The 23166-nt window shown below is 70.3% G+C and carries 22 protein-coding genes and 1 CRISPR repeat array; of the genes, 11 read left to right on the forward strand and 11 right to left on the reverse strand.

Annotation, left to right across the window (positions count from 1 at the left end; translation table 11 throughout):
• The first annotated feature begins 22 nt into the window (after nt 1-22).
• On the forward strand, nt 23-937 hold the full coding sequence (locus tag PWG71_RS16680) for a glycine betaine ABC transporter substrate-binding protein (RefSeq protein WP_274810814.1): 915 nt from the start codon (nt 23-25) through the stop codon (nt 935-937).
• A gap of 153 nt (nt 938-1090) precedes the next feature.
• Entirely contained in the window at nt 1091-2992 is a 1902-nt protein-coding gene (locus tag PWG71_RS16685; protein ID WP_274810662.1) for an endonuclease/exonuclease/phosphatase family protein, read from the forward strand.
• A gap of 7 nt (nt 2993-2999) precedes the next feature.
• On the opposite strand, the gene PWG71_RS16690 is transcribed toward PWG71_RS16685, so the two are convergent.
• From PWG71_RS16690 to purS, 6 genes are all read right to left on the reverse strand, one after another.
• The gene (locus PWG71_RS16690) at nt 3000-3254 is read right to left on the reverse strand and encodes a hypothetical protein (RefSeq protein ID WP_274810663.1); all 255 of its coding nucleotides are present in this window, start codon (nt 3252-3254) and stop codon (nt 3000-3002) included.
• Between the two features lie 330 nt (nt 3255-3584).
• Entirely contained in the window at nt 3585-5879 is a 2295-nt protein-coding gene (gene purL, locus PWG71_RS16695; RefSeq protein ID WP_274810664.1) for a phosphoribosylformylglycinamidine synthase subunit PurL, read from the reverse strand.
• A 78-nt stretch (nt 5880-5957) separates the two neighbouring features.
• Nucleotides 5958-6485, reverse strand: a complete 528-nt coding sequence (locus PWG71_RS16700) for a hypothetical protein (protein ID WP_274810665.1) — start codon at nt 6483-6485, stop codon at nt 5958-5960.
• Nucleotides 6486-6531: 46 nt separating this feature from the next.
• On the reverse strand, nt 6532-7227 hold the full coding sequence (purQ, locus tag PWG71_RS16705; protein WP_274810666.1) for a phosphoribosylformylglycinamidine synthase subunit PurQ: 696 nt from the start codon (nt 7225-7227) through the stop codon (nt 6532-6534).
• 297 nt (nt 7228-7524) lie between these two features.
• Entirely contained in the window at nt 7525-8019 is a 495-nt protein-coding gene (locus PWG71_RS16710) for an ATP-binding protein (protein ID WP_274810667.1), read from the reverse strand.
• A 204-nt stretch (nt 8020-8223) separates the two neighbouring features.
• Nucleotides 8224-8469: a phosphoribosylformylglycinamidine synthase subunit PurS gene (gene purS, locus PWG71_RS16715; protein ID WP_274810668.1), complete on the reverse strand. Its 246-nt coding sequence runs from the start codon at nt 8467-8469 to the stop codon at nt 8224-8226.
• Nucleotides 8470-8846: 377 nt separating this feature from the next.
• On the opposite strand from purS, the gene PWG71_RS16720 reads away from it, so the two are divergent.
• The 4 genes from PWG71_RS16720 (at nt 8847) to PWG71_RS16735 (ending at nt 13575) form a co-directional block, all read left to right on the forward strand.
• Nucleotides 8847-9443, forward strand: a complete 597-nt coding sequence (locus tag PWG71_RS16720) for a sigma-70 family RNA polymerase sigma factor (RefSeq protein WP_446725045.1) — start codon at nt 8847-8849, stop codon at nt 9441-9443.
• Nucleotides 9444-10051: 608 nt separating this feature from the next.
• Nucleotides 10052-11158 carry a pyruvate dehydrogenase (acetyl-transferring) E1 component subunit alpha gene (gene pdhA, locus PWG71_RS16725; RefSeq protein ID WP_274810670.1) on the forward strand — a complete coding sequence of 369 codons (1107 nt, stop codon included), beginning with the start codon at nt 10052-10054 and terminating at the stop codon, nt 11156-11158.
• 2 nt (nt 11159-11160) lie between these two features.
• The gene (locus PWG71_RS16730) at nt 11161-12138 is read left to right on the forward strand and encodes an alpha-ketoacid dehydrogenase subunit beta (protein ID WP_274810671.1); all 978 of its coding nucleotides are present in this window, start codon (nt 11161-11163) and stop codon (nt 12136-12138) included.
• A 21-nt stretch (nt 12139-12159) separates the two neighbouring features.
• On the forward strand, nt 12160-13575 hold the full coding sequence (locus PWG71_RS16735; RefSeq protein WP_274810672.1) for a dihydrolipoamide acetyltransferase family protein: 1416 nt from the start codon (nt 12160-12162) through the stop codon (nt 13573-13575).
• A 126-nt stretch (nt 13576-13701) separates the two neighbouring features.
• Here PWG71_RS16735 and PWG71_RS16740 read toward each other — a convergent pair whose 3' ends face one another.
• The 4 genes from PWG71_RS16740 to PWG71_RS16755 all read right to left on the reverse strand — a co-directional run bounded on the left by PWG71_RS16740 (nt 13702) and on the right by PWG71_RS16755 (nt 16161).
• Nucleotides 13702-14613: a hypothetical protein gene (locus PWG71_RS16740; RefSeq protein ID WP_274810673.1), complete on the reverse strand. Its 912-nt coding sequence runs from the start codon at nt 14611-14613 to the stop codon at nt 13702-13704.
• A gap of 113 nt (nt 14614-14726) precedes the next feature.
• A complete protein-coding gene (locus PWG71_RS16745; RefSeq protein ID WP_274810674.1) occupies nt 14727-14909 on the reverse strand; it encodes a DUF397 domain-containing protein in 183 nt (60 codons plus the stop codon).
• 201 nt (nt 14910-15110) lie between these two features.
• Complete coding sequence (locus tag PWG71_RS16750) at nt 15111-15299, reverse strand: DUF397 domain-containing protein (RefSeq protein WP_274810675.1); 189 nt, start codon at nt 15297-15299, stop codon at nt 15111-15113.
• 10 nt (nt 15300-15309) lie between these two features.
• Entirely contained in the window at nt 15310-16161 is an 852-nt protein-coding gene (locus PWG71_RS16755) for a DUF5753 domain-containing protein (protein WP_274810676.1), read from the reverse strand.
• Nucleotides 16162-16377: 216 nt separating this feature from the next.
• Between PWG71_RS16755 and PWG71_RS16760 the strand changes: the two genes are divergently transcribed.
• The 5 genes from PWG71_RS16760 (at nt 16378) to PWG71_RS16780 (ending at nt 18609) form a co-directional block, all read left to right on the forward strand.
• A complete protein-coding gene (locus PWG71_RS16760) occupies nt 16378-16554 on the forward strand; it encodes a hypothetical protein (protein WP_274810677.1) in 177 nt (58 codons plus the stop codon).
• Nucleotides 16554-16724, forward strand: coding sequence for a hypothetical protein (locus PWG71_RS16765; protein WP_274810678.1), 171 nt, complete (start codon nt 16554-16556; stop codon nt 16722-16724). The genes PWG71_RS16760 and PWG71_RS16765 overlap by 1 nt, the downstream gene beginning before the upstream one ends.
• Nucleotides 16718-17071, forward strand: a complete 354-nt coding sequence (locus PWG71_RS16770) for a hypothetical protein (protein ID WP_274810679.1) — start codon at nt 16718-16720, stop codon at nt 17069-17071. Before PWG71_RS16765 ends, PWG71_RS16770 begins: the two co-directional genes overlap by 7 nt.
• Before the next feature lie 174 nt (nt 17072-17245).
• Nucleotides 17246-17458 (forward strand): hypothetical protein, encoded by a 213-nt coding sequence (locus PWG71_RS16775; RefSeq protein ID WP_274810680.1) that lies wholly within the window; start codon nt 17246-17248, stop codon nt 17456-17458.
• Nucleotides 17458-18609: a methyltransferase domain-containing protein gene (locus PWG71_RS16780; RefSeq protein ID WP_274810681.1), complete on the forward strand. Its 1152-nt coding sequence runs from the start codon at nt 17458-17460 to the stop codon at nt 18607-18609. Before PWG71_RS16775 ends, PWG71_RS16780 begins: the two co-directional genes overlap by 1 nt.
• Before the next feature lie 126 nt (nt 18610-18735).
• Nucleotides 18736-20900: a CRISPR direct-repeat array (repeat unit 29 nt; unit sequence GTGCTCCCCGCACACGCGGGGATGGTCCC).
• A 241-nt stretch (nt 20901-21141) separates the two neighbouring features.
• On the opposite strand, the gene PWG71_RS16785 is transcribed toward PWG71_RS16780, so the two are convergent.
• On the reverse strand, nt 21142-23043 hold the full coding sequence (locus PWG71_RS16785) for a serine hydrolase domain-containing protein (protein ID WP_274810682.1): 1902 nt from the start codon (nt 23041-23043) through the stop codon (nt 21142-21144).
• Between the last annotated feature and the right edge of the window lie 123 nt (nt 23044-23166).

The following is a 23166-nucleotide window of genomic DNA, read 5'->3' on the forward strand; positions in this document are numbered from 1 at the left end:
GGCCGCGGCGGTCGCGGTGGTGATGGTCCTGCTCTCCTCCTGCGCGGTGCGCACCGACCAGCTCGCCCGGGACCCGGGCACGGTGCGCATGGCCCTCAACGGATGGGTGGGGTACGAGGCCAGCGCCGAGGTGCTCGCCCACATCCTCCGCGAGGAGATGGACTACCAGGTGCAGCTCGTCCGGGTGGACGAACAGCCGTCGTGGCAGGCCATCGATCAGGGCGTCCTCGACGTCATCGTGGAGAACTGGGGCCACGAGGACCTCATGGAGCTGTACGGGCCCGGGGGCAACGGCACCGCCGTCGACGGCGGTCCCAACGGCAACGAGGGGGTGATCGGCTGGTACGTCCCCGCCTACCTGGAGGAGGAGTACCCGGAGATCACCACCCTGGAGGGGCTCAAGGAGAACACCGACATCTTCCGGACCGCCGAGACCGGCGACCGGGGCGAGTTCCTGGGCGGCGCACCCGGGTTCGTCACCCAGGACCAGGGGATGATCAACGCCTTCGACCTGGATCTCCAGATCGTGTTCGCCGGGTCCGAGCCGGCGCAGATCACGGAGGTGCGGCGGCGTTACGCCGAGGAGGAGCCGGTGCTCTTCTACTTCTACGAGCCGCAGTGGCTCCAGGAGGAGCTGGACCTGGTCAAGGTCGACCTGCCGCCCTACGAGGACGGCTGTGCCGACGACCTCGAAGCGGTCCCCTGCGATTACCCGGCCTACGAGCTGAACAAGATCTTCCGGGCGGGCTTCGTGGAGGAGGACGACCCCGCCTACCGCTTCCTCGACAACTGGACGTGGACCAACGACCACCAGAACGAAGTGGCCCGGATGATCGCCGACGAGGGGCTGGACTCCTCCGACGCGGCGGAGATCTGGGTCGAGGAGAACCCGGACGTGTGGCGCCCGTGGATCCCCGCGGGGTTCGACGCCGGCTGACCTCGACCGGGCCGGGGCACGTCCCCGGCCCGGGAGCGGCATGGAAACCGGTTTCGGGGGAATCGGGTGATCCATGACCCTTGTCCGTCCGGATGAGAGACATGAGAATTATTCATGTCGCGGAGTGCGGGCCATCGGATCACCGGGAGGACCATGCGCTGGGACCGATTCGCCGTCGCGATGGGGACGGTGCTGTTCCTGGACGTCCTCAGGGTGTTCCTGCCCTCGCTCATCACCCTCTTCGGGCGGGCGGGGGAGACCTCGCCCGAGCTCATGGGCCTGTACGCGCTGGCCTGGTTCCTGGCCCCGCTCCCCTTCGTCGTCCTGCACCGACGCCTCGACCCGGCGCGCACGGCGCTCGTCACGGCCGTCGTACTCGCCGGCGGACGTGTCGCCCTCCAGGCGACCGACGGCGGCGACCCCCAGCTGTACCTGTCGTCGTTCCTGATCGGCGTGGGCGCCGTGTGGCTGGTCACCACGGCCATGGCCACCGTCGACGACCCCCGGTTCAGCGGGCACGGGGTGATGGTCGGCGTCATCAGCGGCATCGCCGCCACGGCGGTGATCCACACCCTCCTCAACACCGTCGACCTCGTCTGGCGCGACGGTGCCCTGCCCTGGATCGGGGTGCTCGTCCAGATCGGCCTGTTCGCCTGGGCCCTGTTCGGCGCGTGGCGCCACGACACCGGCGGCTCCCACCCCCGACCCGCCTCCGCCCGGGCCTGGCTCGCCCTCGGACCCCTGCTGTTCCTCAGCGGTCTGTACACCGCGAACCCGGCGGTGGGAGAGGTCATCGGCGACTCGCCGGTCGCGGCCGCCCTGGTCACCACCACCGCCGTGCTGTCGGTGATGGTGGCCGCCGACCCGCGCTGGTTCACCTGGCACCCGGCGCTCCCCTTCCTCCTCCTGACCGGATCGCTCATCGCGCTGTGGGCGTCCCCCACCGAGGTCGGAGGCGTTCCCGGGGTGTGGCCCTCCTGGGCCCTCATGGCCCTCGTCATCGGCCAGATCGGCCTGGCCGGATGCGCCGGATGGGCCGTCCACGGAGCGGTGCGAGCGGGCCGCGCCGCCACCGGACGGGCGGCCTTCGGCGGCCTGTTCCTGCTGGTGGTCCTGGTGTTCGCGTTCTACGCCTCCTATGACCTGTACTACGACAACGCCCTGGTGTCGTTCCTGGCCCTGATCCCGATCATGTTCGCGATGACCGGTCGGGGCCCGGCCCCCGACCGTGGCGGACGTCCCTGGCTCACCGCCGGGGCGGCCGCGTTCGCCCTGATCGCCACCGTCGCCGCGCCCTCCCTGCACACCGGGTTCCACGTCGAGCGGGAGCGCGTCCGGGACCCCGATCCGGGGCTGCGGGTGGCCGCCTACAACGTGCGCATGGGCTTCGACATGGACGGGCGCTACGCCCTGCACGACCAGATCGAGCTGCTCGACGAGGACTTCCCCGACATCGTCGTCCTCAGCGAGGTCGACCGGGGGTGGCTGCTCAACGGCGGGCACGAGGCGCTGAGCCTCATGGCCGAGCGGCTCGGCATGCGGGCGTACTGGGCGCCCGCCGACGGGCCCCTGTGGGGCGACGCGATCCTGACCTCCCGAGAGGTGATCGAGGTGCGCGGCCACACCCTCACCCCCAGCGGCCCGACCGGTGCCCAGGCCCTGGAGATCGTGCTGCCCTGGGAGGACGGCACCCGGGTCAGCGTCATCGCCACCCACGTCCAACCGGAGACCTACGACTTCACGGCCGAGAGCGCCCGGGAGCAGTTGCGCGACCTCGCGGGCCTGGTCACGGCGGCTCGGGCCGAGGGGCGCCCGGTCGTCCTGGCCGGGGACCTCAACATCGAGCCCGATAACCCGGCCTGGTCGATCCTGACCGAGGCGGGACTGCGCGACCCCTTCGAGCGACCCTTCAACACCATCCCCAGCCTGGCGGGGCCGCCGCAGGAGATCGACCACATCCTCGTCACCCCGGAGTTCTCCGCCGAGAACCCGGAGAACCGGGACGTGCCGCACTCCGACCACCGGATGATCTCGGTGGCCTTGGACCTGGACTGACCGGCGATCAGTGACCGGGGCGCTCGTAGCGCAACCGCCGGGCCACCCAGTACACGTTGACGCAGCCGGCCGCGAACCCGGCCGCCAGCACCACCGTCAGCCACACGGGGGCGTCCATCAAAAACGCCGCCACCGTGCCCGCCAGCAGCACCAGACACCCGAAGACCGCCATCACCAGCCGGAAGCCGAGCGCGCTCGCCGGCCGTTCGTGGCTGCCCAGCGGTCCCCTCAGCCGGCCTCGCCGCAACTTCTCGCGTCCCATCGCGAACACCTCCCCTCCCACTCCTACCCCACCTCCCGAATCCGCCCCACCGGAGGGGTGTCCGACGGCACGAGGGGGTCGCGTGAGGAGGAGGGGCGGTGAGGTCCGTCCACCCGGACACGTGCCCCGGGACCCGGTGCGGCCCTGATCGGAACACGTGCCCCGGGACCCGGTGCGGCCCTGATCGGATCCGTCACCGACGACACCGGGCTCGCGAAGGCGGCGGAGGCCGAGGACCTTCCCGTCTTCTCCCCCCATGACGGCCGGAACGCGTCGGAGCGGGGACGCCGTGACGGCGTCCCCGCTCCGGGCGAGGATGGAACCCCGTGTCTACACGTCGCCCATCAGGGCGGGCAGGGCGGCCTCGTAGGAGGCGCGCAGCTCCGTCAGCGGGATCTCCACGGCGCCGCCCGGGTGCGTGACGCTCAGCGATCCGCCGCCCACGGTGCCGATCTGCTCCACCGGGACGCCGTGCTCGGCGGCCAGCGCCACGAACGCCTCCTCGCCGCCCGGGGCCACCGCGACGATCGCGCGGGCACCGGACTCGCTGAACAGGGCCGTGAACGCGTCGGTGGACACCGTCACCCGCACGCCCAGGCCGCCGCGCAGCGCCGACTCGGCCAGGGCCACGCCCAGGCCACCGTCGGACAGGTCGTGGGCGGCCTCCGCCAGACCCCGCTCGGCGGAGGTGACCAGCACCTCGCCCAGCGCCGCCTCGGCGGCCAGGTCCACCCGCGGCGGCAGCCCGCCCAGGTGGCCGTGGACCGTGTCGGCCCAGGCCGAACCGCCGAACTCCGGCCGGGTCTCGCCCAGCAGGAACACCCGGGCGCCCTCGGTGCCGAACGCCGACTTCAGGCGGGTGCGCACGTCGTCGATGACGCCCAGCACGCCGATCACCGGGGTCGGGTTGATCGCCACGTCACCGGTCTGGTTGTAGAAGCTCACGTTGCCGCCGGTCACCGGGGTGCCCAGCGTCTGGCAGGCGTCGGCCAGGCCGCGGGTGGACTCGGCGAACTGCCACATGACGCCCGGGTCCTCCGGCGAGCCGAAGTTGAGGCAGTTGGTCACCGCGAGCGGCCGGGCGCCGGTCGTCGCGACGTTGCGGTACGCCTCGGCGTACGCCAGCTGCGTGCCCACGTACGGGTCCAGGCGGGTGAACCGGCCGTTGCCGTCGGTGGACAGGGCCACACCCCGGTGCGAGTCGTCGGCGATGCGGATCATCCCCGAGTCGTGCGGGGTGGACACCACCGTGTCACCGCGCACGTAGGAGTCGTACTGCCGCGTCACCCAGGTGGGGTCGCCCACACCGGGAGCGCCGAGCACCCGCAGCAGCTGCTCGCGCAGTTCCGCGTCGGTCGTGGGCCGGGGCAGCGCCCCGGCGTCGTCGGCCTGAAGGGCGTCCTGCGAGGTGGGGCGGGCGTAGGGGCGCTCGTACACCGGGCCCTCGTCGGAGGCGGTGCGCGGCGGCATGTCCACCACGGTCTCCCCGCGCCAGGTCATCACCAGGCGGCCCCCGCGCTCGGCCTCCTCGGGGGTGACGTCGGTGACCTCGCCGATCTCGGTGGCCAGGATCTGCCACTTGTCGCAGATGGCCAGGAAGTCGTCCATCTTCGACGGTTCGACGATGGCCATCATGCGCTCCTGCGACTCGCTCATGAGGATCTCCTCGGGAGTGAGTCGCGGGTCGCGCAGCGGCACCAGGTCCAGCTCGATGCGCATGCCGCCGGTACCGCCGGCCGCCAGCTCGGTGGTGGCGCAGGAGACGCCCGCCGCGCCCAGGTCCTGGATGCCCACGACCATGTCCTTGGCGAACAGCTCCAGGCTGCACTCGATGAGCAGCTTCTCCATGAACGGGTCGCCGACCTGGACGCTGGGCCGCTTGGCGTGCGACTCGTCGTCGAAGGTCGCGCTGGCCAGCACCGAGGCGCCGCCGATGCCGTCGGGGCCGGTGGTGGAACCGAACAGCACCACCTTGTTGCCCGGGCCGGGAGCCTGGGCCAGCTTGATGTCCTCGTGCTTCATCACGCCCACGCACAGGGCGTTGACCAGCGGGTTGCCGATGTAGCCGGCGCCGAAGCCGATCTCGCCGCCGATGTTGGGCAGGCCCAGGCAGTTGCCGTAGAAGGAGATACCGGAGACCACGCCCGGCAGTACCCGCTTGGTGTCATCGGCGTCGGCCGGGCCGAACCGCAGCGCGTCCATGACCGCCACCGGGCGCGCGCCCATGGTGAGGATGTCGCGGACGATGCCGCCCACGCCGGTCGCCGCGCCCTGGTGCGGCTCCACGTAGGACGGGTGGTTGTGCGACTCGATCTTGAAGGTCACCGCGCGGCCGTCGCCGACGTCGACCACACCGGCGTTCTCGCCCATGCCGACCAGCAGGGCGTCGCTCTCGGGGGCCTTCTCGCCGAACTGGCGCAGGTGCACCTTGGACGACTTGTACGAGCAGTGCTCGCTCCACATGACCGAGTAGATGGCCAGCTCGGCGGAGGTGGGGCGGCGGCCCAGGATCTCGCGGACCCGCTCGTACTCGTCCTTGGCCATGCCCAGTTCGGCGTACGGCTGGGGCGTGTCCGGGCTGTTCTGCGCCACGGCGACGGTGTCGAGACGAGGGACTTCAGACATGCGTGGTTCCGTTCGGGATGTGCGGATGTGAGCCGGGCCGTGGCGTCCGCCGACCGGCGCGGAAGGTCGTGGAGCGGGTCACCGTTGCGGGCCCGAGCCGATGAGCAGCAGGACCGTCGGTCCGTCCGCCCCGGCCGGGGAGCTGTCGGCGACCATGACGGTGCCGTCGGTCAGCACGTGCTCCTCCAGGGGGAGGTCCTCGGGGTCCTCCACGTCCGGGGGGAGCATGATCTTCCAGTCCCGGTCGAGCAGGTCCTCGTAGATCTCCCGCACGGCGGCCGTCGAGTCCTCGGGGGTCTCCCCCTCCTCGGCGCCCACGGTGACGAGTCGGCCGCACCCCTGCTGCTCGCAGTAGATGTCGGCCTCCGGGTCGGAGGAGTAGGACAGGCCGGACGGCGCGTCCCCGAGCGCGGAGACGTCGGGGACGTCGGGCTCGGAGGAGGCGCCGGGCGGGGCTCCCTCCTGCCCGTTCTGGGGTGCGGTGCCGCCGACGGGCGCCGTGCCGATCGAGTTGAACAGCCCCACGGCGGCCGACACCACCAGGCCCACGACGACGATGCCGACGAGGACGAACATCGTCGTCCGGGAGCGCAGGAGCGCCATCATGGCGAAGATCGTCCCCTTGATCGGTGTGCGGTGGTCTCCGGCCCGGTCAGACCCCGGCCGGGGTCCGGGCGGCGAGATGGGCGAGGATCGAGGTGAAGAAGCCGAGGCCCTCGGTGGACGGGCCGGTCAGCGCCTCCACGGCGTGCTCCGGGTGCGGCATGAGGCCGACGACGTTGCCGTGCTCGTTGGTGATGCCGGCGATGCCACGGCGCGACCCGTTGGGGTTGGCGTCGGCGTACCGGACCACGACCCGGTCGGCCGCCTCCAGCTCGTCGAGGGTGGCCTCGTCGGCGACGTAGCTGCCCTCGCCGCTCTTGAGGACCACGAGGATCTCCTGGCCCTCGGTGTAGTCCCCGGTCCAGGCGGTGGAGGTGTTCTCCACCCGCAGCCGCTGCTCGCGGTTGACGAAGCGCAGGCTGGAGTTGCGGGTGAGCGCGCCCGGCAGCAGGTGGCTCTCGCACAGGATCTGGAAGCCGTTGCAGATGCCCAGGACCGGCAGAGCACCGGAGCGGGCGGCCGGAACGAGTTCCGACATCAGCGGGGCGAACCGGGCGATGGCGCCGCAGCGCAGGTAGTCGCCGTAGGAGAAGCCGCCGGGGAGGACGACCGCGTCCACACCCTTGAGGTCGGCGTCCCCGTGCCACAGGGAGACGGGTTCGGCGCCCGCCAGCGCGACGGCGCGCGCGGCGTCCTTGTCGTCGAGGGAACCGGGGAAGGTGACGACGCCCACACGGGCTGTCATGAGCACACTCCGAGTCATTGTTCGGGTCCCTCCCCGCGGCTGCGGGGAGTGTCGGCGAGGAGGATGGCGGCGCCCTCGCCCCCGTGACCGGGGGGCACCGCGTCCGCACTTGGCAGCGTACCCGCTCACCTGTGCGCGGGTACGACGCTCACCCCCGTTGAGGGGGGTGCTTTCGTACGATTCTCCCGATCGGGGAGGCTTCGAGAGGCCTCGGGGTGTGCGACCCGACAGGTCCCGTGGTGTGGGACACAGTCCTCGGGGCGACCCTCGAAGGCCTCTCGGAACCTCCCTGGTCGATCAGACCCGGACCGACAGCCGGGCGTCGGCCCCGCCCGGGTAGGCCCCGGACCTGAGATCGTCGGTTCCCTCGTCACAGCCGGTGCGACGCTTGCGCAGGAGTACGGTGACCCGCGGTTCCCCCTCGAAGTACACCTCGTCCATGAGGCGTCGCATCAACAGAATGCCCCTGCCCGATTCTGAGTCCAGTTCGGGGAGGGGCGGGGGGCGTTCCGAGGAGAAGCGCTCCGCGAGCGCCTGGGAATCGGGCGCTCTGCCGGTATGGGATATCCGTACCTCGCACCAGTCGGGGTCGATCTCGGCGTCGATGCGGTAGACCGCGGTGGATCCACCGTGTTCGATCGCGTTGGCGGATGCCTCGGAGGCGGCCAGGAGGAAGTCGTCGACGCAGCCTCGGCATAACCCGGCCCGGGACAGGAGGGTTCCGAGGATGTCACGTACGACGGCGACCGTGTACGCCCGCCGTGGGAGGGAGATCGAGAAGACGGCGTCCATGCATAACACCTCTCGTGCTCCGTTGTCGGTCATGGGCTCTGTGCCTCAAGGAGCCTTCCCGAGGGAGCCGTACGTAAAACGACCGGTGACTCCCTCATGGGGTATCGCCGGTCGTTTCATGGCACATCAGGCACTGCGGACACTCGGCACGCTTTCGGGCAAAGACCTTTATTCGCCTGGGCGTTCGGCCGGCGCCGACCGGATTCAGGAGGCCACGTGGACCCGGAACTCCTCGATGACGGTGTTGGCGAGCAGGGTCTCGGCCAGGCGACGGACGTCGGCGATCTTGGCCTCGTCCACCTCGCCCTCGACCTCGACCTCGAAGCGCTTGCCCTGGCGGACCTGTTCGATCCCCTCGAAACCCAGACGCGAGCAGGCGCCGGCGATCGCCTGACCCTGCGGGTCCAGGATCTCGGGCTTGAGCATGACGTCAACAACGACGCGGGCCACAGGGTCCTCCACAAGAGAAATGGGTGTGCCGCCCTCGGTCCGGCCGCGGCTCCCCGGCCGGGCGGACCCCTCTCCGTACTGCTCGGAGCGGGCGACGCCAGAGTACGGCACACACGGGTGCGGTGCGGTCGATGAGTCCTTCGTCACCCTGGGGGAGCGCGTTCGGGGCCGCCGATGCCGGGAATGCACCCAAGTCCCCGTGGTGTCGAAGAAAGCGAGGTTTTTTACCGCATGCTGACCCCTGCAAGCGAGTGTTTCGGTACGTTCGTGACTCGGATCACTCCGATTGATGTCATCATTGAGGACACGAGGTGGCGTCTAACAGGGTGGAAGTGATCGTCCGGTCGTCCTGAGGGGGAATCTTGACGACTATCGAAATGGAACGCATCGCCACGCGGGACCGCGACGGGGAGCAGTCACTGGACTTCGCCACCGCGGTCACGCCGTTCGCCGACCAGCTCTATCCGACGGCCCTGCGGATGACCCGCAACCCGGCCGACGCAGAAGACCTCGTTCAAGAGACGTTCGCCAAGGCCTTCGCCAATTTCCACCAGTTCCGCGCCGGCACCAATCTGCGTGCCTGGCTCTACCGGATCTTGACCAACACCTTCATCAACAGCTACCGCAAGAAGCAGCGGGAGCCTCGTCAGGAGACCACCGACGAGATCAAGGACTGGCAGCTCGCCGCCGCCGAGGCGCACACCTCCTCGGGTATGCGGTCGGCCGAGAACGAGGTCCTGGACCGCCTGCCCGACTCCGACATCAAGCAGGCGCTCGCGCGACTGCCCGAGGAGTTCCAGGAGGTCATCTACCTCGTCGACATCGAGGGCTACGCCTACAAGGAGGTGGCCGAGCGCATGGGCACCCCGTTGGGGACCGTGATGTCCCGGCTGCACCGCGCCCGTCGCCAGCTCCGCGAGATGCTCACCGACTACGCCCGCGAACGCGGCATGCGCGTGCCGGCCGAGCGCTGACACGCCCCCGGGGCGCGCGCCCATCGGTCGGACACGGCCATGGGCCCCGGCGCCCGACGGGAGGGCTGGAACCCCGAACCCGTGCCGCAGGCCCGCCCCGCGTCGTCGATCGACGCACACCGGCACCCCTGTCACGGGTGCCCCGTCCCCCGGACGTCCCGAAGCCCGGACCCCCGGCGCCTTCGGGCTCCCGTCGTCCCCGGAATCCGGAGACCCCGAGCCCCGGAAACCCCGAGAGCCGCCCCGAGAGGGTTTTCGGACAGACCCCTTCGCCACGCTCCGTGGCCGGACCCGGCCGCCCGTCGCTCCGCGGCCGGACGCTCCCGACCCCGTGCCGGGGTTCTTCCCGAACCGGCGTCCCCATGGGCCGCCCAAGTCGTTGGAAGGCCTTGTACATGCTAGGAAGCCCTGCTAAACGCACCTGTCCGGCATCGGGGATCATGGGGCGCGCAGCTTAAAAGGTGATGCTGAGGTCTTGCGCTCGCCATGGTGAGTTCTGTCACCATATGGTGAGGTCTGCGCGATACCCACCACCCCGGGTGCGCGCGGCGATCCGGCCGATCAGCGTTCACCCACGCGAATTCGGCCCCGAACACCCGAGGAGCGACGTGTCGGACACCACCGCGCACGAGGAACCGGAGCTCATCCAGCTCCTGACACCGGAAGGGGAGCTGACGGGACACCCCGGCTATCCCCTGGAGATCACCGCGGACGAGATCCGCGACCTGTACCGCGACCTGGTACTGGTCCGCCGGGTCGACAGTGAGGCCGTCTCCCTGCAACGCCAGGGCGAACTGGGCCTGTGGGCCTCGCTGCTGGGCCAGGAGGCCGCGCAGATCGGCTCCGGCCGCGCCCTGCGCGAGCACGACATGGCCTTCCCCTCCTACCGTGAACACGCCGTCGCCTGGTGTCGCGGTATCGAGCCCAAGGAACTGCTCGGCATGTTCCGTGGCGTCACCAACGGTGGCTGGGACCCCCACGAACAGGGCTTCCACCTGTACACGATCGTCATCGGCAGCCAGGCCCTGCACGCCACCGGATACGCGATGGGCGTGCAGCGCGACGGCGCCGTGGGCGAGGACGGCACCGCCGTCATCACCTACTTCGGCGACGGCGCCACGAGCCAGGGCGACACCAACGAGGCGTTCAACTTCGCCTCGGTGAACAACGCCCCCGTGGTGTTCTTCTGCCAGAACAACCAGTGGGCCATCTCCGAGCCCCTGGAGCGCCAGGCCCGCGTGCCCATCTACAAGCGCGCCGCCGGCTTCGGCTTCCCCGGTGTCCGCGTGGACGGCAACGACGTGCTGGCCGTGCTCGCCGTCACCCGCGCCGCCCTGGACAACGCCCGCGAGGGCAACGGGCCCACGCTGGTGGAGGCGTTCACCTACCGCATGGGCGCCCACACCACCAACGACGACCCCACCCGGTACCGCGACGCGGCCGAGCTCGACGAGTGGAAGGCCAAGGACCCGATCCTGCGGGTGCGCCGGTACCTGGAGAACAACGGCCTGGCCGACGAGGAGTTCTTCGCCTCGGTCGACGCCGAGGCCGACGCCCTCGGCGAGCGGGTGCGCACCGAGTGCCGCGCCCTGCCCGACCCGGAGCCGCTGGACATCTTCCACGAGGTGTACGCCGAGCCCAACGTCCACATCGACCAGCAGCGCGCCGAGTTCGCCGAGTACCTGGCCTCCTTCGAGGCGGAAGGGGCCCGATAGCCATGACCAACCTCACGATCGGCAAGGCCATCAACGCCGGCCTGCGCGCCGCCATGGAGCACGACCCCAAGGTCCTCGTCATGGGCGAGGACGTCGGCAAGCTCGGCGGCGTCTTCCGGGTCACCGACGGCCTGTACAAGGACTTCGGGGCCGACCGGGTCATCGACACGCCCCTCGCCGAGTCCGGCATCGTCGGCACCGCCATCGGCATGGCGCTGCGCGGTTACCGGCCGGTGGTGGAGATCCAGTTCGACGGGTTCTTCTTCCCGGCCGCGAACCAGACCTTCACCCAGCTCGCCAAGATGCGCCGGCGCTCCGCGGGCAAGCTCAGCGTTCCCATCGTCATGCGCATCCCCTACGGCGGCGGCATCGGCGCGGTCGAGCACCACAGCGAGTCCCCGGAGTCGTACTTCCTGCACACCGCCGGTCTGCGGGTGATCAGCGTCGCCAACGCCGTGGACGCCTACTGGATGATCCAGCAGGCCGTCCGCAGCGATGACCCGGTGATCTTCCTGGAGCCCAAGCGGCGCTACTACGAGAAGTCCGAGGTGGACACCGAGGCGACCATCGCCGAGGCCGCCCCGATGGGCGCGGCCCGGATCGCGCGCCCCGGCACCGACGTCACCCTCCTCGCCTACGGGCCCATGATCAAGACCGCCCTCCAGGCGGCCGAGGCCGACACCGAGCACTCCATCGAGGTCATCGACCTGCGGTCGCTGTCCCCCGTGGACTACCCGACCGTCTTCGAGTCCGTGAAGCGGACCGGGCGCCTGGTGGTCGCGCACGAGGCCACCCTCACCGGCGGGCCGGGCGCGGAGATCGCCGCCCGGGTCACCGAGGCGTGCTTCTACCACCTGGAGTCCCCGGTCATCCGGGTCGCCGCGTTCGACACCCCGTACCCGCAGTCCCGGCTGGAGGAGTACTACCTCCCGGACCTGGACCGGGTTCTGGACGGGGTCGACCGGGCGTTCGCGTACTAGGGATCGGGGAGACCGAAGGACATGGCGATTCAGAAGAACGCCCCCGCCGTGGGCGGCGTGCACTCGTTCAAACTGCCCGACGTGGGCGAAGGACTGGTCGACGCGGAGATCCTCACCTGGTTCGTGAAGCCGGGTGACGTGATCGAGGTCAACCAGATGATCTGCGAGATCGAGACCGCCAAGGCGGTCGTCGAGCTGCCGAGCCCGTTCGCGGGCACGGTCAAGGAGTTGCTGGTCGAGGAGGGGCAGACGGTGGACGTCGGCACGGTGATCATCACCGTGGACGACGGCACCGGCGGCGACGACGCCCCGGACGCCGGGTCCGGCGCCCCGGCCGAGGCCGAGGAGGTGCGCGAGAAGCCGCTGGTGGGCTACGGCGAGAAGGCCGCCGCCACCCAGCGGCGGGCGCGTCGCCGCCCGGGGGCCCCGGGCCCGGTGTCGCCGACCCCGGCCGCCAAGCCCGCCGCGACGCCGGCCCCGCCTGTCGCGGTGGCCCCGGCCGCCGTGGCGACCCAGGGGCGGCCGTTGGCCAAGCCGCCGGTGCGCAAGCTCGCCAAGGACCTCGGGGTGAACCTGGCGACGGTCACGCCGTCGGGTGCGGGCGGGGTCATCACCCGCGACGACGTTCACTCGGCCGTCCAGGGCACGACCGCCCCGGAACCGGTCGACGCCCCGACGCCGGAGGCCGCGCCGGTCGCGGTACCGGAGACCGCCGGTGCGGTGGACCGGTCCGCGCGCGAGCGGCGCGTGCCCATCAAGGGCGTGCGCAGGGCGACGGCGGCGGCGATGGTGGGCAGCGCGTTCACCGCGCCGCACGTCACCGAGTTCCTCCAGGTGGACGTCACCCGCACGATGAAGGCCGTCGCGCGGCTGCGCGAGCACCCGGACTTCGCGGGTGTGCGGGTGTCGCCGCTGCTCATGGTCGCCAAGGCGCTGCTGCTGGCGATCAAGCGCAACCCGGAGGTCAACGCCTCGTGGGACGAGGCGAACCAGGAGATCGTGGTCAAGGACTACGTGAACCTGGGGATCGCCGCCGCGACCGAGCGCGGCCTGGTGGTGCCCAACGTCAAGGACGCCAACGCCAAGACGCTGCCGCAGCTGGCGGCGGCGCTCAAGGAGCTGACGGACACGGCGCGGTCGGGCAAGGTGAGCCCGGCGGACATGTCGAACGGGACCATCACCATCACCAACGTCGGTGTGTTCGGCGTGGACGCGGGAACCCCGATTCTCAACACGGGTGAGGCGGCGATCCTGGCGTTCGGTCAGATCCGCGACATGCCGTGGGTGCACAAGGGGAAGTTGAAGATCCGCAAGGTCACGACGCTGTCGTTGTCGTTCGATCACCGGCTGGTCGACGGGGAGCTGGGGTCGAAGGTGTTGCGCGACATCGGCGCGGCGCTGGAGGATCCGGAGCTCACATCGCTCGCATGGGGGTAGTCTGCTGCGAACCGCGCCGTCGGGGCTGACGGTGCGATGCCGGCCCTCGGGGACTCGTCCCCGGGGGCCGCGCGCGTGTCAGGGGGCGTGGCCTCGGGGCGCAGAGGGCTCGGGGCCCGGGGTCGCTCAGGGGGCGGCGCGGGAGGCCGGTCCGAACCGTTCCAGGGCGCTACGGAGGCGGGGGAGTACGGGGTGACCGTGTTCGTCGTGTTGGTCGGGGGACACGAGGAAGGCGATGGGGGCGTCACCGCGCGGGTTCGTCACCCCGGTGCGTTCGCTCCACTCGTGGTCGGGTTCCCGGTCTTCCACGAAGGTGAGGAGCACGGCGTGGGCGGAGCCCTCCCGGGTGGGCGATACCCGGACTTCTTCCAGGTCGGCCCATTCCACCGAGTAGCTGCGGTCGGGGCGGCGTACGCGGCGCAGGTCCAGGACGGTGATGCCGTGGGAGTCGATGATGACCCGGTCGTGACCGCCGGGTGCGCCCTTGCCGAACCAGGTCAGGACCCACGTGAGCGCGAAGAGCAGTGAACCCGCGGTCACGAACAGGGGAGCGTAGTCGAGCAACGTGCGGGGGGAGGTCCCGTCCGTGCGACGTTCGATCCAGACGAGGAGGTCGTGGACGGGTGCGGTGTTCTGACCGATCCAGAGAACGCCGACGGCGATGAGGAGCAGCACTCCGGAGACGAGCCCGAGGACCTCGCCGGGGTCCTGGGTGAAGGGGTGGAGCAGGCGCATGCGGAGGCGTTCACCGGGCGTGGTGAGGGTGAAGGTCTCACGGTCGGCGTGACCCGTGTGCGTGAGGGGCGAGGGGGTGGCGGGGCGGGTGTCGGAGCCGTCTGCGGGGGTGGGGGCCCCGGCCGTACGCGCGGCCACCACCGCCATACCGGTGGCGAGGGCCAGGGCGGTACCGAGCCAGATCACGCTGCGCTGGTCGAACTGCTTGAGGTCGATCTGGTTGACGGAGAGGCCGACGCCGACGGTCATGCCGCCGCTGACCAGGGCGGCGATTCCGGCGGTGAGGTAGCGGCGGGCACTCATCGCGGCGTCCGGGGGCCTCGGTGGTGGGAGAACGGGGGCATGAGGGCTCCTGACGCTCGGCTGGGGGACCCTGTCGGGAGTTGGACGTGCCGGTGTCGTGGGGGGTTGCGGCGTCAGGCCCGTTCGGGGGAGGGGGTGGTGAGGAGGACGGCCCGTTCGGGGGATGGTGAGGGGAGGTGGCCGGTGGCGTGGTTCCGGGAGTCCCGGACCAGGGTGTTCCCCGCCAGGCCGGCCACCTCCACGCAGTCGCTCGGGTTGCCGTACGAGGACTTGCGGGAGTCGTGGGTGAGAGCCATGGTCCACCCCTCGCCGGTGTGGTGGGGTCGGTTCGGCACCACCGGTCTACCCGTAGTCCGCCACGTTCATGGCGATCGTCTCCGGTCCATCTTGGGCTGGGCGAAGCCAACGCAGAGGGATACAGTGGCTCCGGGAACGCTGTTCAGGTACAGCGCGCGAAGGCCCGCCGGTCGAACCGGCGGGCCTTCGCTGTTGCTCGATCAGCCGTTGCGGATCGTTTCGAGCAAGGTGGTCCACTCAGCGGCAGAGAAAGTGATGTGTCCCAGTTCGCGGTTCTGCGTGTCACGAACAGCGGCACCACCAGGGAAGTCGGCGACCTCGACACAGTTCTGGCCGGTGCCACTGCTGTAGGAGGACTTGCGGAAGATGAGGTGGGAACGCTCAGTCATCGTCGTCTCTTTACTGGTCAGTGCTCAGCTTGTCCTTCAAGAATGCCACTGTCTCGGCAGGGGAGAGGGTGTACTCCAGGGCAGCTGCGAACACCTTCTCATAGTGCTCTATCTCGGGCTCTTCTTCTAGGAAGAGGCCGCTGAGCGATTGCTCCAAGTACACGAGTGTCGGGTCGTGGGGGAACACCATGACAACGAAGGAGCCGGCCAGAGCAGGGTGTGGGCCTGCGCGGTCCGGAACCACTCGAACCTCAACGGTTTCACGAGGTGTGGTGAGATGGCGGATCTGCTCATGGAGCACGGTGCCGGTGACCTTGTGCAGAGCGGCCTCGTCAACGATCGCGTTCAACCGTGGAGCGTCGGGCCTATCGAGGATGGAACGTCGCATCATACGGGCTTCGACACGGCGCGAGACCTCGTTCTTATCGGTCACGCCGCTACCTTCGATGACCATGCGTGCGTACCCAGGAGTCTGGAGCAGGCCCGGTACGAAGCCGAGTTCGTAGGTGCGCATCTCCGTGGCTTCGTTTTCCAGGTCGATGTAGGCGGCAGCGCCGAACTCGTCTTTGTACCCGACCCACCATCCCGATCGGCTGGCCTCCTTGGCCAGGTCGACGAACGACTCCCGCTCGCTTTTGTCCATCACCCCGTAGACATCGAGCAGGGTGAGTAGATCTACCTCCCTGATCTGCTGAACCTTGCGGTTTTCGATGCGCGTGACCTTCGCGGCCAACCAGGGGCGTTGGGGGCTGCGCTTCTTGGCCTCTTTTGCGACCGCGTCGACCGTCAGGCCCTTGTTCGCGCGCAAGGTGAGCAGCTGGCGAGACAAGCGCCGCCTGCGAAGCGTCGGTGATGCGGCCAACTCGTCGCTCCTCGGGGTCGTCGGTGGCCGCGATTCTACGCGTCGTGGCGTTTTCTGCGACATTCTACGCACCGTTCACTTTAGGTCGCCCTGGTCGGGAAAGATCGGCTCACTTCTTCTGAAGTGAATATTGCATCCTTGGATGCACTGAGGCAACATGGCACTACCTGAACAGCTGCCGGACCTCCCATCCGGCCCCTTTCATGAGGAGTCGCCATGGCGCGATACCTGAACTGTTCCGAGCTGGTGGCCGCGCGCTACCTCGCCCTGGAAGCGCTGCGGTGGCGCAGGCCCCGTCGCGCTGCACGAGCCCGCATGTACGTCGTCCACTGGGGGCGTGACCTGACCCCGCTCGCCATGGTCGTGCGCCGCTGGTTGCAGGAGGTGGCCTGATGGGCATCCACATGAACGACCTTTTGGCCGAGGCCATCGAGGCCCTGAACGGCGACCCGGCCCCGGCCGTGGTGGCGGCGGTCCGTGACGCGCTGTCCCGGTTGCGCGAGACCGACGACCCCGTCCTCGCGCTGGCAGGGTTGGACGCGTTTTTGGAGGGGGGATGTTGATCCCGCCGCTCTGTAACGAATCCCGTCTGGACCATCAGGCCCGGTTGAGCACCTGCCACCTGGAGACCGGGCATCCCGGCCCGCACGAGGACGCCAGGGGCGAGACCTGGGAACCCCCGGGCGTCGTGCTGGAACGCCTGCGCAAGACCTGGGGCCGTACCCATCGGATCGCCTGGACCGGTTCGTTGTGGATGGCCACCGCCTACGACCGCACCTCGCACTGGCGCACCGAGATCGAGCCCACCCCTGATCAGTTGGAGGAACGCCTGCGCACCCGCGCCAAGGCCGCGCCCTCCCCGATTCCGCGACCGCGCGCTTCCGGCCTGGACGCCACCGAGCCGCGATGACCGGGGCGTGCGGTCCGTCCGCAGGGGGCGTGCTCGGTGTCCCGTACACGACGGAACCCGGCCCTCCCGGGGGGACCGCCCGCCTCACCCACCGCAACACGTCCGGGCGCGGGCGAAGGTGTGCGCGCGTCCGGACGGCCTTTCTCCCTCGCGATATTCCGAATAGGAGACGACATGGCGGCTTCCGCTATGAGGATCGCTCGCATCGACGCACCGGAACCGGCACCGACCCGGGCCCTCGTCCTTCTTCCCACCCCCACGGCCGCTGTCTGCGGCATGTGCAACGGGCAGCGCGGATGGTGGGAGACCACCGACGGCCAGTCGCCGGGCAAGGCCATCCGCCGTTGGATCGCCTGCTCGGGCTGCAAGGGGACGGGGGAGGTCTGATGGGGAACACCGAGAACATGGACCACCTCTCCTCGGCCCTGTCCCTCGCCGACGACCTCCTGACGAACGGCGTTCCGGACCGGATCGCCGGGCTGTTCGGCAAGGTGCCCCGGCACCTCTTCCTCCCGGACCTCCTCTGGACCGAGGACCGTCGTCGGCTGGACCGCGCCACCGAACCCGACGAGTGGTGGGACGCCGTCTACAGCGATCAGGCCCTGGTCACCCAGCGAGACGACGGCCGCCCGAACGGACCGGGCGTCCCGACCTCCTCGTCCTCCGCGCCGACGATGATGGCGCGCATGCTCATGGCGGCGGTGTGCGAACCTGGGCGACACGTGCTCGAAATCGGCACGGGAACGGGGTTCAACGCCGCGCTGCTGTCGGAAGTCGTGGGCGACGACCACGTGACCAGTGTTGAGATCGACCCGGGCCTGGCCGGTGTCGCCCGCGCCGCACTGCGTGAGGCGGGGTACGCGCCCGGGGTGATCACGGGGGACGGTGAGGCGGACCTGCCGGACGGCGCGTTCGATCGGCTCATCGCCACCTGCACGTTCTCCCGGATTCCAGGGGCCTGGCGGCGTCGGCTCGTCGACGGCGGGCGGGTCGTCGCCCCGTGGGCTCCGGATCCGGGGCTGCCGGGCGGGGCGCTCGCGGTTCTGGACGCGGTCGCTCCGGGAGTGCTAGAAGGGCGTTTCGAGGGGACGCTGTCGTTCATGTGGGCGCGCGGTCAGCGCTATGTGTCGGGGCCGGCCCCGGACCCGGAGGCGACACCGGACCGGGCGGAGTCGCGCGACGCGGATCCGCGTGAGCCTTTGCTGGAAGGGGAAACGACGGTGCTGCTGTCGCTGCTGGTTCCGCAGTGGCGGATGGGCATGCATGTGGAGCCGGGGGCGGTGGAGTCGTATCTCTGGGTGGCGTCCACAGGCTGTGGATCGTGGGCGCGACTGTACGGGGACGGGCGTGTGGAGCAGAGCGGATCTCGTCTGCTGGTGGACGAGTTCGACGCGGCCTTGGGGCGGTGGCGGTCGTGGGGTGAGCCCGGGGTGGAACGCTTCGGTTTGACGGTGGACGCTCGGAGCGGTCTTCATCGCCTGTGGCATGAGACCCCGGACCGGCTGCTCTGGTCTCTGCCCCACCCACCAGAGGCATAGCGCACGCCCGCCTTCACGAGGTAGAAACGACTGCGAGGGCCAAGCGAACCCTTGGGGGATATGTCCGTTTCTTGGAAAGTTGCAAAATCGGTTGGTTTCCATTGGAATCTTCGCAGGTCATTTACTGTGCTCCCCGCACACGCGGGGATGGTCCCGATCCTCGGCAAGCGCGAGGAGATCCTGGCCGGTGCTCCCCGCACACGCGGGGATGGTCCTAATGGTTCCCCATTCCAAGTGGAAAAGGTGGGGTGCTCCCCGCACACGCGGGGATGGTCCCGTGGCATTCACCTTGACGAACATCCGACCCAAGTGCTCCCCGCACACGCGGGGATGGTCCCACCGATGCCGTCTACTACGCCAGCGACAACCCGTGCTCCCCGCACACGCGGGGATGGTCCCCGGCTGGCAATCGAGCCCGGCGCACCGGTCATGTGCTCCCCGCACACGCGGGGATGGTCCCGACATGACCGGACACGAGGTCACCCAGGAGGCGTGCTCCCCGCACACGCGGGGATGGTCCCGACCCGGCCGTGCGGGACGCCGGGCTGTGAGGGTGCTCCCCGCACACGCGGGGATGGTCCCGGTATCGACCGCGTCCGGCCAGCCAGGACACCGTGCTCCCCGCACACGCGGGGATGGTCCCGGACATGCCCAGACCCTCATAGCCAGAGCAGAGTGCTCCCCGCACACGCGGGGATGGTCCCTGGGAGGCCACGGTCACGACTGCGGTCGGGCCGTGCTCCCCGCACACGCGGGGATGGTCCCCGGGCCCGCGCAGCGATGGAGGCCGAGCGCGAGTGCTCCCCGCACACGCGGGGATGGTCCCCGGACGCTCGCCTATGACGAGCGGGTCGTCATGTGCTCCCCGCACACGCGGGGATGGTCCCGGGTCGGCACCCTCCCCGAGGACGGTGCCCACGTGCTCCCCGCACACGCGGGGATGGTCCCGACCGCTTCTACGGGCAGGGCCCGTTCGGGTCGTGCTCCCCGCACACGCGGGGATGGTCCCCACTCCACGATCTTGTCGCGGATCGCACCGGTGTGCTCCCCGCACACGCGGGGATGGTCCCCTGACCTCAACTTGGTCCCAGGGTTTCAATTAGTGCTCCCCGCACACGCGGGGATGGTCCCCAGCCCGGGGAGAGCACCCCGCCCCGGTTGTGGTGCTCCCCGCACACGCGGGGATGGTCCCCTGACCTCAACTTGGTCCCAGGGTTTCAATTAGTGCTCCCCGCACACGCGGGGATGGTCCCTCTTCTGGCCCATCGTCCTACCCGCCCACGCGGTGCTCCCCGCACACGCGGGGATGGTCCCCGGCGGGTGTCCGGGAGCACGTCAACGTGAGCGTGCTCCCCGCACACGCGGGGATGGTCCCGACCTGGCCAAGGACGGCGCGAACATGATCAAGTGCTCCCCGCACACGCGGGGATGGTCCCCGGGCGCGCGCGATCACCTCGCCAAGGACGTTGTGCTCCCCGCACACGCGGGGATGGTCCCAGGATGTCGGAGGGGAAGCGGATGATGAACCAGTGCTCCCCGCACACGCGGGGATGGTCCCCACCGATGACCATCACGCTCGGCATCCTCGCCGTGCTCCCCGCACACGCGGGGATGGTCCTGGATCCGGGTGGCCCAGGTGATCGCCGGGATCGTGCTCCCCGCACACGCGGGGATGGTCCCCTGGTCGACGAACCGGGCACGACCGCGCTGATGTGCTCCCCGCACACGCGGGGATGGTCCCGCAGGGTCCTCCCGCCCGGACGGGAGCGGGAGGTGCTCCCCGCACACGCGGGGATGGTCCCCGGCGGCGCCCAGGCCACCCAGGAGGAGATGAGTGCTCCCCGCACACGCGGGGATGGTCCCTCGCCCCACTCGATGTGGCACGCGGCGGGGGTGTGCTCCCCGCACACGCGGGGATGGTCCCCCCTCCGCCCACGGGTGCCTGCTGCGGTCCCTGTGCTCCCCGCACACGCGGGGATGGTCCCAGCCAGTGCCAATGGCCGCCCGGGTGGCGCCAGTGCTCCCCGCACACGCGGGGATGGTCCCTCGGTGAACGGGTTCGGGGACCCGCTCGCCCCGTGCTCCCCGCACACGCGGGGATGGTCCCCGCACCATCGCGGTCAGGTCCCGGTCCCGGGCCGTGCTCCCCGCACACGCGGGGATGGTCCCGGGTGGCCGAGCGACTTCTCAAGCGCCGTGATGTGCTCCCCGCGCACGCGGGGATGGTCCCAGGTCCTCGATCCACCCGTGCCGGTACCCCATCTGCTCCCCGCGCACGCGGGGATGGTCACATGCCCTCGGGTACGTGCACGGTCAGCTCACCCGACCCCCACATGCGAACGGAACACAGAGGGCCGGTGCGCTGTGCGCACCGGCCCCGACCGCGAGATGGGGCCCGCCCCTCAAGGGGGAGGGGGACGGACCCGCAACCCTGATTGTTCCCCGGCGTGTCGGTGCGGACACCTGAGGTTTCCCGACCCCGGACCAACACCCCACCGCCCCACCGCCCCACCGCCCCACCGGTCGGCCCGGTCAGATCGGCGAGATGACCAACCCGTACACCAGCCCGATCGCCGTCACCGCCAGCCCCGCCAGGGCCGCCAACGACAGGTGGACCCGAGAGAACGGACGCAGCCACCCCCGCGCCAAACACACCCCGACGAGCACCGTCGACACCAGCGCCAGCACCCCCGCCACCGTCAGCGGCACCGTCAACGCCGGCGACCTCTCGATCAACCAGATCTGGGCCCGGTGCAGGTCCATGATCCCGTAGACCAACAACCCCACCCCCGTGAACGCCGCCAGCGCCGTCGCCGTCAACGTCACCCGCGTCGCCAGGGTGAACCCGTTCCCCGACCGCTGCACCGGGATCAGCACCGTCAACAGCACCAGCAGCCCCGCACCCGCGATGAGCAGGTGGGTCGCCGGAGTCCCCAGGGCACCCGTGCGGGTGTACACGTTGGTCGGATTCGCGTCGAAGGCCACGGCGACCATGTGCCCGTCGCGTTCCACGAAACCGAGGACGTCCGTGCCGTTCTCGGCGACGAACACCCCCTCGTCCACCGACACCGGCAGCCACCGCTCGTCCGCCGCGAACTCCCCGATCACCGACAGGGTGCCGTCACCCGCGTCGCTCACCGTCACGTTGTCGAACAGCGTCACCAGCTTCGCCGGCCCCGACACCGGCCGCCTGGAGGTCACGTACGTCCCCTCGAACGCGCTCAGGTCGGCAGCGGGATCCGCCGCCCCCGTGGGCGGCTCCTGCGGCGCGAACGTCTCCAGGAACTCGGTGACCACGGCCATCCGCAGGTCCAGGAACGGGTCCCCCTGCGCCGCGTCGTCCCCGTTCACCGCCACGAACACGCCCGCGCCGATCTCCGGCACGACCACGTACCCCGTGTGGATCCCGGGCAGGTCGCCCCCGTGCCCGAAGGCCGGTGAGTCCCCGGTCCGCCACTGGTAGGTCCCGTAACCCATCCCCGTGGTGGCGGGGTGCATCTCCTCCTGCCGGCCGAGCATCGCCTCGACCACGCCGGCGGGCAGCGCCTCCTCCCCGTCGACGCGCCCCTCGTCCAGCAGGGCCGTCATGAACCGGGCCATGTCGTCGACGGTGGTCACCGCCGCGCCCGCGGGCACGTCCATGATGTACAGGTCCTCCGCCGGGGTGCCGTCCACCAGGTGCGGGGTCACCACCGGCCGCTCGGCGCGGGCGTCCGGGATCTGCGTGAACGCCGTGTCCTCCATCCCCAGCGGCTCGAACACGTGCAGGCGCGCGTACTCCTCGAAGGGGACCCCCGACACCTCCTGCACGATGTACCCAGCCAGCGCCAGCCCGTAGTTGGAGTAGGCCGTGTACTCGCCCGGCGCGAACAGCGGCTCCGGGACCGCCGTGCGGACGGCCTCACCGAGTTCGCCCCCCTCGTCCCCGCCCAGGCGTTCCAGCATCTCCGCGAACCCCGGGGTGTGGGTGAGCAGGTCGTGCAGGGTGATGGTCTCCCCCGGCAGCCGCACGTCCTCCGGAAGGTAGGTGTTCACGTCCTCGGTCAGGTCCAGTCGACCCTCCTCCACCATCGTGAGCACGGCGGCGGCGGTGAACGACTTGGCCACCGACGCCGTCGGGAACACGTGCACCGCCGGGTCCAACGGCGACCCCTCCGCCAGGTCGGCGTGACCGTGGGCGACCGTGGCGATCGGCCCGTCGTCGGTGACGATCGTCACCGCCACCCCCGGCGCCCCGTACTCCTCCAGGAGTTCGGCGACCCGGGTTTCGGTGAACTCGCCGGCGCTCTCCACGGTCAACGGCGTGGCGGCGGCCGAGACCGCGGGTGTGGGGACTCCGGTCGGATCGGCGGAGGCCGGAGCGGCCGCGATCGGGATCGCGAGCACGAACGCGGCCGCCGCCGGTGAGACGAGGCGCGTCATGAGACCGGGCATCGGTTCTCTCTTCGTGGGGGGTGGATGTCCTTTCAGAACCTATGTCCCGGAAACGACGGGAACACGGATGCCAACAGGTCGAAGCATGGTGGTACTCACCCCACCCCCGATGGGGGCCGACAC

It is taken from the genome of Nocardiopsis sp. N85 (assembly GCF_028882275.1).
GTDB classification, from domain to species: domain Bacteria; phylum Actinomycetota; class Actinomycetes; order Streptosporangiales; family Streptosporangiaceae; genus Nocardiopsis; species Nocardiopsis lambiniae.